This window comes from uncultured Limosilactobacillus sp., from assembly GCF_934202235.1.
In the GTDB taxonomy this organism is placed as follows: domain Bacteria; phylum Bacillota; class Bacilli; order Lactobacillales; family Lactobacillaceae; genus Limosilactobacillus.
Genome location: NZ_CAKPXS010000056.1, coordinates 1 through 9,984, shown reverse-complemented (window position 1 = coordinate 9,984; position 9,984 = coordinate 1). Strand labels below are relative to the sequence as shown.

The 9,984-nt window shown below is 49.3% G+C and carries 9 protein-coding genes; 4 read left to right on the top strand and 5 right to left on the bottom strand.

Annotated elements, in window-relative coordinates:
* Positions 1 to 136: 136 nt before the first annotated feature.
* Positions 137 to 475, bottom strand: a complete 339-nt coding sequence (locus Q0E49_RS07410) for a helix-turn-helix transcriptional regulator (RefSeq protein WP_295747580.1) — start codon at positions 473 to 475, stop codon at positions 137 to 139.
* 105 nt (positions 476 to 580) lie between these two features.
* Positions 581 to 952: a DUF488 family protein gene (locus tag Q0E49_RS07405; RefSeq protein WP_295747578.1), complete on the bottom strand. Its 372-nt coding sequence runs from the start codon at positions 950 to 952 to the stop codon at positions 581 to 583.
* A 153-nt stretch (positions 953 to 1,105) separates the two neighbouring features.
* Here Q0E49_RS07405 and Q0E49_RS07400 point away from each other — a divergent pair, with 153 nt between their 5' ends.
* Positions 1,106 to 2,122, top strand: a complete 1,017-nt coding sequence (locus Q0E49_RS07400) for a glycosyltransferase family 2 protein (protein WP_295747576.1) — start codon at positions 1,106 to 1,108, stop codon at positions 2,120 to 2,122.
* A gap of 39 nt (positions 2,123 to 2,161) precedes the next feature.
* Here the strand turns inward: Q0E49_RS07400 and Q0E49_RS07395 are convergent, their stop codons facing one another.
* The 3 genes from Q0E49_RS07395 to Q0E49_RS07385 all read right to left on the bottom strand — a co-directional run bounded on the left by Q0E49_RS07395 (position 2,162) and on the right by Q0E49_RS07385 (position 5,356).
* Complete coding sequence (locus tag Q0E49_RS07395; protein WP_295747574.1) at positions 2,162 to 3,268, bottom strand: acyltransferase; 1,107 nt, start codon at positions 3,266 to 3,268, stop codon at positions 2,162 to 2,164.
* 67 nt (positions 3,269 to 3,335) lie between these two features.
* Positions 3,336 to 4,655 carry an ATP-binding protein gene (locus tag Q0E49_RS07390; RefSeq protein ID WP_295747572.1) on the bottom strand — a complete coding sequence of 440 codons (1,320 nt, stop codon included), beginning with the start codon at positions 4,653 to 4,655 and terminating at the stop codon, positions 3,336 to 3,338.
* Positions 4,652 to 5,356: a LytTR family DNA-binding domain-containing protein gene (locus Q0E49_RS07385; protein ID WP_295747570.1), complete on the bottom strand. Its 705-nt coding sequence runs from the start codon at positions 5,354 to 5,356 to the stop codon at positions 4,652 to 4,654. The genes Q0E49_RS07390 and Q0E49_RS07385 overlap by 4 nt, the downstream gene beginning before the upstream one ends.
* A gap of 165 nt (positions 5,357 to 5,521) precedes the next feature.
* Between Q0E49_RS07385 and Q0E49_RS07380 the strand changes: the two genes are divergently transcribed.
* The 3 genes from Q0E49_RS07380 to Q0E49_RS07370 all read left to right on the top strand — a co-directional run.
* Entirely contained in the window at positions 5,522 to 7,936 is a 2,415-nt protein-coding gene (locus Q0E49_RS07380) for a glycoside hydrolase family 3 C-terminal domain-containing protein (protein ID WP_295747582.1), read from the top strand.
* Between the two features lies 1 nt (position 7,937).
* Positions 7,938 to 8,450, top strand: coding sequence for a hypothetical protein (locus Q0E49_RS07375; RefSeq protein ID WP_295747568.1), 513 nt, complete (start codon positions 7,938 to 7,940; stop codon positions 8,448 to 8,450).
* 212 nt (positions 8,451 to 8,662) lie between these two features.
* Positions 8,663 to 9,984 (top strand): glycoside hydrolase family 3 C-terminal domain-containing protein (locus Q0E49_RS07370; protein ID WP_295747566.1); only part of this gene is annotated, 1,322 nt, incomplete at its 3' end.

Genomic DNA, 9,984 nt, shown 5'->3' with positions numbered 1-9,984 from the left:
TGCTGAGCTATATTTGGTCATAAAAAATACCCCACAATCATTAGACAATTTTGTCTAACAATTGTAGGGCACTTCACCTTACCGCACGTCGGCAACCTGGTTCAAATAAAAAAGGTGGTGGCCTTTTGCCATCACCTTAGTGAATCATTCCGTAGAACCCGTAAATCAGCCCCGCGAGGGCAAACAGCAGCCACCAGTAATGGGCCAGAAAATCCCAACCGTTACTAATGTGTGGTCGCTGTTTGTTGGCTACCGTAGACGGGGTGAGCTGCGGTTTCTGCCCGAGAACTAGCTCATCGAGCGACACGTGGAGAATATTGGCAATTTGAACAATCTTGTCAATATCTGGAATGGCAGTGCCATTTTCCCATTTGGAAACTGCTTGTCGTGAAATGTGCAACTGGTTAGCTAATTGTTCTTGTGACAGCCCCGTGGCTTGCCGTAACGTTGTTAATTGCTTGCTAAATTTGACCATTAAATTCCCTCGCTTTGTGTGTTTTATCTTCATTATCGCCCAAAGTAGAGAGATAACAAGAACTTGCTGGTATTTCCCGGGTAATACTTCGTTGCGTACTCGCAACTAGTGGTTGCCGAGCTGCTTGTCCAACAGCTCTTTCAAAATAACAGCCTGGTTATGTTGTTCATCTTTAGCACCATAAAGGAGAATGACGTTAGTGGTGGCCAATTGAGCAGTTACTTTCTCTTTTAACTCAGTCAGTGCTGGGTTGTCAGCTAACTCTGCTAGGTAACGTTGTTTGAATTCGTCATATTTGGCAGGATCGTGACCAAACCACTTACGCAGTTCGTTGCTCGGCCCGACTTGCTTGGCCCACCAGTCCAGGTGAGCATTCACCTTGGAAATGCCCCGTGGCCACAGCCGGTCGACGAGAATCCGGTAGCCGTCGAGGTCTACTGGTTTGGTATAAATTCGTTCAATCTTTAATTGCATCATGATCATCCCTTCCTCCCTTAGCGTATTACTTTGGGGAGAGAAAATGCAAGTTGTGCATCCTTGGGGGATGTTTACCCACGATGTCGTGCAATTTGCGCCCGTTCCCGGTATAATGATGGGCAGTATTTTACGTTGAAAGGAGTCCGAAGAGCCGTGAACCAACCAGTTCTCAGTATTGTTGTCCCTTGTTATAATTCTGCCGATTACCTCCAGCGCTGCGTCGACCCCGTTTTACCGTATGGTGACCAGGTCGAGTTACTGCTAGTTGACGACGGTTCAACCGACCAGACACCGCAGCTGGCAGATAAACTAGCGGCTAACTACCAATTTATTCGGGCTCTTCACCAGCCGAATGGCGGCCATGGTCAGGCAATCAATACCGGAATGGCGAATGCCCGTGGCTTTTACTTGAAGGTCGTTGATAGTGATGACTGGTTGGATCAGGGAAAACTAGCACAGGCGCTCGATTTTCTCACACAAACGATTGTTGACCAGCAACCTGTTGATATGTTAATTGCTAACTTTATCTTTGACCGGGTGGGTTCCCACCACCAAAAAGTAATGAATTATCCGCAACTACTAATTCGGCAGCGTTTTGGGTGGGACCAGGTGCATTTTCCCTTTGGCAAGTACCTACTGATGCACTCGGTGATTTACCGAACGAAGTTGCTGACTGAAGAAGCGCACCTACAGTTGCCGCCGCATACCTTCTACGTTGATAATATCTATGTCTTTGAACCGTTGGTTTATGTCAAGACAATGTACTACCTGGACATTGATTTGTATCATTACTTCCTGGGACGGGATGACCAGTCAGTTAATGATGCGGTGATGATTACCCGGGCTGACCAGCAGTTACGGGTTAACCGGATTATGTTGGAATTCTATATTCACCACCAAGAAATCAACCCCAAACTACAATCATATTTGCGCAAGTACCTGCAAATTATTACCACCATTACCTCGGTATTGTTGATCAAACAAAACACCAGGGAGAGTTTGGCGGAGAAACGACAGTTATGGCGAGATATCAGGGCTGGCGATAAGCACTTGTACCACCAGTTTCGCCGCAACTCTTTTGGGATTGTGGTGAACCTCCCCGGGAGAGTGGGCCGAAAAATGACGGTGGCCACTTACAATATTGCCGAGAAATTGTACGGTTTCAGTTAATAACAAAAGGAGCATGGCAAAGAGGCCTTTTCCTCTTCATCATGCTCCTTTAATGTTTAGTTCCCGTTTAACTATTAGCCAACCATGGTGAATTAGCCAGGCAGAATTAACCGATAATACCCAGGTGAGCAGCCAGGTTGATATCAACACGAGTATTGGGTGGGCTGCAGCGTACCGTTGCATTTGTAATCCTCGCCAGCAGAGTTGCTCCCAGAACAAGTTAGACAAGAAAGCCCGGTGAGCGTAGGTAGCCACAAAGTGCATCAGCTTAAGCCGGCGGACCTTTTGAGCGCGGTGATCGGCAAAAAAGCGAACACTGATGAGGGCGATGATGACGAGGCAGTAGGCGGTCATCGATGGCTTGTAGTAAGTGGCGTTATACAGGGAAACGGGGAACCCAAACCCGAAAAGTTCCCGGTTAGTCCAGACGAGAATGGCGAAGAAGGCGATGGTGATAGCTGGTAACAGCCGCAATACCCACCGCTGATAAAGGTGACGAAACTGCCAGGCCAGCATCCCATAAAAGGCGTAAATAAAGAAGGAGATGAATAAGCGGTCAAGCAAGTACCAATCGTGCATATGGGGTCCGTGAAAGACATAGTAGTCATAATAGGCCAGCCAGGCGAGATAGCCAAGGAGCACCACCAGGGCGAGCAAGCACCCGCGGCGTCGGTTGTGGCCGACCCAACGGCTCATTAGCCAGAAGACCGGCACCAGGATGATGTATTGCAGCATCATGGAGTTGTACCAGAGATGTGGTGCCGCGTTCCCGTTAATGAACTGCCAGCAGAAGGTCGAAAAGTTATGCCAGTGGTTAACCTGCTGCAACCAGGGCATGAAGAGCAAGTAAATCATTGTCCACCAGATGGAAGGGACAAATAATAGCGACCAGGCATGACGGTAATAAGCGCGCAGGTCGAACTGCGACTGATCGTGAGTCCTCATCATGGAGTAAAGGATGCCAAAGATAAAAGCCGGGGCGGTGTACTTAACTAAGTCGTAGAGTAGTCCGATCACTAATTGACTCTGGTGAGTGGTGCTGACATTTAGCAACGAAGCCATGATGGGCTGGGAAACAACGGCGGTAAAGGCGAAAACCTTACAGTAATCACCTAGGTCGGCCCTGGTTAGTTGCTTCAATTTCATCACCCTCCCTTATGAAACATGACCATTATAAATCCCCATAGGAAAAGCCGCACAGAAAAGTGCGGCTTTATTTGGTGCTAGTTTTTGTTTGTTGATCAAAGAGAACGGTGAGGCGGAACCAGTGGTTGTTATTAGCGACGGTCATCGTTCCACCATATTTTTCAGCAATTCGGCGAATACTACGCAACCCGAAACCGTGCCGCTGCTTGTCGTTTTTTGTCGTTTGTGGCAAGTCGGCAAAGTTGGCAGGGTTATCAGTGTAATTTTCTACCTGGTAGACCACCAGCTGTCCCTTATTAACGATCCGCAGGTTAATGAGTCGTTTGTCTGGGTCCGTCAGTTGTTCTACCGATTCAATCGCGTTGTCCAGCGAGTTGCCCAACAGACTGCAGAGGTCCATCGTGTTAATCATGTTCAAGAGGGAGCCGTTAGCAATGCAGGTGAAAGTAATTTGGTGTTGCCGGCAGTAAGCATTTTTGCGGGTTAAGATAACGTCGGCAATCTTATTGCCCGTTTTGACACCGACATTGTAGAGATTAATGTCGGTATTAATTTCATTTAGGTACTGCCGCCGTTTTTGGCTGTCGTCCTCCAGTGCCAAAGTCAACAGCTGGTGCTTGAGGTCGTGAAAATGCTGGTTGACCAGTTCGCTACTCTGCTTGTACTCCTGGTATTGCTGGTATTGCGACTGCATCATTGAGTCCATTGCTTGCAGGTCGTTTTGTAACTGGCTAACCGCATGGTAGTTATCCTGAATAATCAAAATGAGGGTCCCACATAAGTCGACGATCACGCGGGCGGTAAAGACCTCCGGCGAACCGCCAAAAAAGGACTGGGTGGCGCTACTAATAAAGCCAACGTTGGAAATGGCAAAAATCATCATGGCCGTCAATCCGGCAGTCACTGCTTCCCGACGACTGATGTTGCGGAGGGCAAAAGCCCGTTGCAAGTAACAAAAGGCCGCGAATAAAAGCAGGTAAACAACCAGGACAAAGGATAACTGGTAGCGCAGCCGCAAGTTGAGGGGAAAAATGAGCCAGCAATTCAGCAGCCAGGCGAGTGAGGCCCACAGCTCAGCAAGGACGAAGGCCCGGCAGACGCTGTAGATGAGCAACCGCAGTCGGGCTTCCGGGACGATTAACCAGATGGTGTAGAGCATCCACAAGATATTCACGAGAATCCCGGGAATCCAGAGCGTTAGCGGCCAGGTGCCGCACCACAGCTGCAAGAGGACCTGCCCGACCAAACAACCGCAAAGGATGATACCCTTTAAGATTTGCGGTCGCCGGTGGTTGAGCAACAGGATAATTTCGAGACAGGCCAACCATTCGGCCACCCCGGTGACCACGCGGGGAATGTCCGGCCAAATTATACCGTGGCCAATCATAGTTCAGCCGTCCCCAGGTAGTTGGCTAAGGCCGCCATGAAATCTTTCTTGCGTGAACGGCTAATTTGGAGATCGAAGGGGCCAACGTGAACGGTATTGCTGGAAACGCTGGTGACTAGCGCCAGGTTAACCAGGTAACCGTAATTGCAGCGGAAAAAGTGGGCATCAGCCAGGTCTTTACTGGCATTTTTCAGGCTGCCGATAGTCTTGTAGACCTTATCTTTCGTATGGTAATTGAGGTAGTGACCAGCACTTTCGATGTAGTAGAGGTCACTGAGAATAATTTTATCAATTTCGTCGCCGTGCTTCACGGTCACGAAGCGGTCATGATTGCCGATCCGGGCGCGGAGCTTATCAAAATGAGCACTGAAACTGAATTCAGTGACCGGCTTCAGCAGGAAGTCGGCGGCCTGAACTTCGTAGCCGTCGATCGCGTACTGAACATAGTTGGTCAAAAAGACAATTAGTACCTGGGGATCGTGCTGGCGGATTTTTTTGGCAGCGGTCATGCCGTCCATCACTGGCATTTGGACATCAAAGTAGATGATGTCGAGATTATCCGGGTAGGCACTGGTAATCTGGACCCCGTCGTTAAAGACTAGGATATCAATGGTGAGCTGGTGTTTCGTAGCGTAATGTTGGATGCACTTTTTTAACTGATTGGCCGCTTTATCATCATCTTCCACAATTGCGATCCGCATTGGTCTAGCTCCTTTCTTATCAAATAATGATTGCGCATACATTTTACCACAAAGAAGAGCGACTTATGCTAACCAAGTAACCAGCTATGCGGTCCACCCATAAAAACGGTTTCATTTGCGGTAAACTGGCATCGTTGAAATTTTTGTCAGGAACGGGGAATGAAAATGCTGAAAAATCAACAGGTTATCGATCAGCTGACATTAGAACAAAAGGCGGCCCTGGTGTCCGGGAAAACCGAATGGCAAACAGCTGCCGTGCCCGGGAAGGTCCCGGCCATCTTTATGTCGGATGGTCCCCACGGTTTACGGAAACAAGAAGGTGAAGGTGACCACCTGGGTTTAAATGCCAGTGTGCTGGCCACCTGTTTCCCGACCGCGGCGACACTGGCCAACAGCTGGGACCCGCAAGTGACGCGGCTGGTTGGTCAGGCGTTGGGTACCGAGGCCAAGGCCCACAATGTCCAGGTAGTGCTGGGACCAGGGATGAACACCAAACGCAATCCGAAGTGTGGTCGCAACTTTGAATACTTTAGTGAAGACCCCTACCTTGCCGGTAAAATGGGCGCGGGGATGGTCAGTGGTATCCAGGAAAACGGCACCAAGGCTTGTTTGAAACACTTTGCTGCTAATAGCCAGGAATACCGGCGAATGGCATCCAACTCGGTGGTTGACGAACGGACCTTCCGTGAGATTTACACCACTAATTTTGAAATTGCGGTCAAAGAAGGACACCCCGGTGCGGTAATGTCTTCATATAACGAAGTCAACGGCACCTACGCCAACGAAAACCGCCACCTACTGACTGACATTCTACGAAAAGAGTGGGGTTTTACTGGTTACGTTGTGACCGACTGGGGTGGCGACAATGATCATGTTGCCGGTCTGAAAGCCGGAAGCAACCTGTCGATGCCAGCACAGGGAGTGAACGGTCCACTGGAAGTAGTGACCGCAGTACGGTCCGGCAAGCTGGACGAAAGGGTGCTAGACCAGCGAGTTGATGAACTGTTGAGTGCGGTTTTGAGCTCCACTGCAACAAGTAACGAGCGCCCGACAGTTGATTGGGATCACCAGCACCAAGTTGCTCGGCAAGCGGCAGAAAAAAGTATTGTCCTGCTGAAAAACCAGGACCATCTGTTGCCATTGGGTAATCAACGGGTGGCGGTGATTGGTGACTTTGCAAAGACGCCGCGTTACCAGGGAGCAGGTTCATCACTGGTTAATAGCAAGCAATTAGAGTCGATTGTCGACCAACTGCCAATAAGTGGACTAAACGTGGTGGGTTATGCTCGCGGTTACAAGCGAAATAGTCCGGCTGACGAAACACTAGTGGACGAAGCTCTGCAACTAGCGAAAAACAGTGACGTGGTTATCTTTTGTGGCGGCCTCGATGAAATTGCTGAGTCTGAAGGGCTGGACCGCAAGAGCCTGTCGATGCCGCGCAACCAAAACGCCTTGATCCAGCAACTGGCGACTATTGGTAAGCCAATTGTTGTGGTTCTCAGTGCTGGTTCGGCGATCACTATGCCGTGGCTGGACAAGGTTAATGCAGTGGTTGATGGCTACCTTGGTGGTGAAGCCGGGGCGAGCGCGATGCTGAATGTTTTGACCGGGAAAGTTAACCCGGCTGGCAAGCTGGCTGAAACTTACCCGTTATCTTACGCGGACGTACCATTTGGCAGCGACTACCCCGCAGTTGAACGGCATTCCTACTACAAAGAAGGACCATTTGTCGGCTACCGCTATTATGAAACGGCGCAAGTGCCCGTTCAGTTCCCGTTTGGCTTTGGCCTTTCTTACACCACCTTTAGCTACGACCACCTCACCATCAAGGACGACCGGGTGGAATTCGACCTCACTAACACCGGCAATGTAGCGGGCGACGAAATTGCTCAACTCTACGTTGGCAAGGCGGAATCTAATTTAATCCGGCCGACACGGGAGCTCAAGGGCTTTACCCGGGTGCGGTTAGCGGCCGGGGAGACCAAGCACGTTACCATTGCTTTTGATGATAAGACTTTCCGTTACTACGACGTGGCCAGCCATTCCTGGCAAACCGAAAGTGGCACTTACCAGTTAATGGTGGGAAGTAGCTCTGCTGACATTAAGCTGACGGGGGAAATCGAACGGCAAGGGGTTACCGTCCCGCCCCGAAACCCGCAATTGGCGGCCTATTATGACTGCCAGCTGGATAAGGTTGATGGTGCTGCCTTTGACCTCCTCTACGGTCGGGCAGTGCCGGTTAACCAGCAGCGCCAGCAGGGTGAAGCATTGCAGGTAAATGACCCGTTAAGTGACTTAAGGACGGCGAAGAGCTGGGTTGGCCGCCGGGTTTATGCCGTTTTGAAGAAAAAACTGGCTGCCAGCGAGGCGGCTGGCAAGCCGGACTTGAATATCCTCTTCTTGTACAATATGCCGTTTAGGGCCATTGCCAAGATGACCGGTGGGGCCGTTGACCAGACAATGGTTGATGACATCTTGATGGGAGTTAATGGCCACTTCTGGCGTGGTGTAGGGCGACTAATCCGCGACTATTTCCGCAATAATTCACGTAACAAGCATACCGATTTGGGGGTTAAGTAAGATGGCAGAGTCAAAAGTACAAGCGTCTGGCGGGATGATCGGCGCTATCAAGCGATTTAAGAATGAACATCCAGATATTTGGCAGTTTATTATGTTTAATATTTTCAGCAACGTCGCCACAATTACTAATTTCGTCGTTTTGTGGATTTCAATGGCATTCTTGAAAAATATGAACTCGCCTTTCTCCTGGTGGATTTTTCACTACTCTAGCAAGCAGGGCGGGCTTGGTGGCTTCGTTGCCTTCCTGCTTGCCTATGTAGCAGCGCAGATCGTGAACTTCTTTGTGCAACGGAAAGTCGTTTTCGGGTCACACGTTCAGATCCGGAAAGTCATTTTCTGGTATATTTTAACGGTGACCGTTGCCGGGATTATCTCGGTTTGGCTGCCGCCGTACGTCATTTCCGTTACTAAGCCATACATTGGCGGTTGGGCAGCAACGGTGGCTAACATTGTTAACATTGTCGTTCAGGTGGTAATTAACTGGCCGATGATGAAGTTTGTCATCATGAAGTAGTCAGTGGTCTACCCACCAAAGTGGTGGGCAGCCTAATTAGTGGACGGCACTTTATTGTTTACTACACAAGATTGGTTTAGAGCAATTTGAAGCCGCTTCCAATTATGCGTGCCAGATGACCACTTATGCGCAAACACGTATACCAATTAATGAAAGCGCTATATTAAACGCCGTAAGCAATTATTTCTATTTTATGAGGGGAGCAAATTCTGATGCACAAGAGCAAAAGCAAACTCCGCAGTTTGTGGATTACGCTGGGCGTCATTTTTGGGGTAATTATTATCATTGCCCTCGTCGCCTGGTTAGTCATCAGTAGTTTGATGAAGCAGGGGATCGTTTCGATCAACGACATTACTTCAACTGTGAACTTAGCAGGAAAATACTTTATTCCAGCGGGAGTATTGCTGGTAATGATCATCATCGGTTTGATCGTTTTCCGCAACCGCAGTGACCGCTTTAACTTCTGGTTTAAGTGGGAATCATTTCTGGCCTTTGTGGGCGTCCTGATTTTGACGGTCAACATCGTGATGGTGGGACCAATGTCAGCCTTGTTGAGCGTGCAACAGGCTAAACTAGCACCGATTAATTCACAAATACTGAAGAAGTCCGCCACCACCGACGAAGACATTGCTGGTGAAGGGGCAGTCCTGCTGAAGAATGATGATAATGTTTTGCCGTTTGACGGACAAAAGAACGTTAACGTCTTTGGCTGGGCGTCGACGAACCCGCTCTACGGGGGAACTGGTTCTGGTGGTGTTGGCGCCATCAAGCAAACCACCCTGTATGAGGGCTTAGAAAACGCTGGCTTTAAGCCAAATATGCAGTTGTACAACTTCTACCGTCATTACCGGAAGAGTCGACCACAAATTTCGATGCAGAAACAAGATTGGACGCTGCCGGAACCAAAGGCAAGTACTTACTCGGCTAAGATGATGAACCACGCGAAGAAGTACTCTGACAATGCCGTCGTGGTGATCAGCCGCTCTGGTGGTGAAGGCGCTGACTTGCCAAAAGATATGACAAAGCTGCCAAAGGGTGCCGTCTACAACGGTAACAAGGGCGACTTTAAGAAGGGACAGTCATACCTTGAATTAGACCAAACGGAAAAGAATATGTTGGCCAAGGTCAACAAGGACTTTAAGAACGTCGTCGTTGTTATTAACTCGGCGAACCCAATGCAGCTGGGCTTCTTGAATCAGTACAACCATGTCAAGGGTGCCATTTGGATGGCCGGCCCTGGTCAGCAGGGTTTCAACTCCCTAGGCAAGATTATCCGGGGAAAGACGAACCCGTCTGGTCGCCTGGTCGACACCTACCTATACAACGACAAGGATTCACCGTCTAACAACAACTTCGGCGATTTCCACTACGCTAACGACCCGAAGATGACCTTCGCCAACTACACCGAAGGAATTTATGTTGGTTACAAGTACTTTGAAACCCGTTATGGTGACAATCAGGACCAGTACAATAAGTTGGTTCAATACCCATTCGGTTACGGATTGTCATACACCAACTTTGAACAAAAGCTGGG

Excerpts from the sequence above, each read along its gene's own strand:
- Q0E49_RS07380 (WP_295747582.1), top strand. The coding sequence starts at position 5,522 with ATGCTGAAAAATCAACAGGTTATCGATCAGCTGACATTAGAACAAAAG.
- Q0E49_RS07410 (WP_295747580.1), bottom strand. The coding sequence starts at position 475 with ATGGTCAAATTTAGCAAGCAATTAACAACGTTACGGCAAGCCACGGGG.
- Q0E49_RS07395 (WP_295747574.1), bottom strand. The coding sequence starts at position 3,268 with ATGAAATTGAAGCAACTAACCAGGGCCGACCTAGGTGATTACTGTAAG.
- Q0E49_RS07385 (WP_295747570.1), bottom strand. The coding sequence starts at position 5,356 with ATGCGGATCGCAATTGTGGAAGATGATGATAAAGCGGCCAATCAGTTA.
- Q0E49_RS07390 (WP_295747572.1), bottom strand. The coding sequence starts at position 4,655 with ATGATTGGCCACGGTATAATTTGGCCGGACATTCCCCGCGTGGTCACC.
- Q0E49_RS07405 (WP_295747578.1), bottom strand. The coding sequence starts at position 952 with ATGATGCAATTAAAGATTGAACGAATTTATACCAAACCAGTAGACCTC.
- Q0E49_RS07375 (WP_295747568.1), top strand. The coding sequence starts at position 7,938 with ATGGCAGAGTCAAAAGTACAAGCGTCTGGCGGGATGATCGGCGCTATC.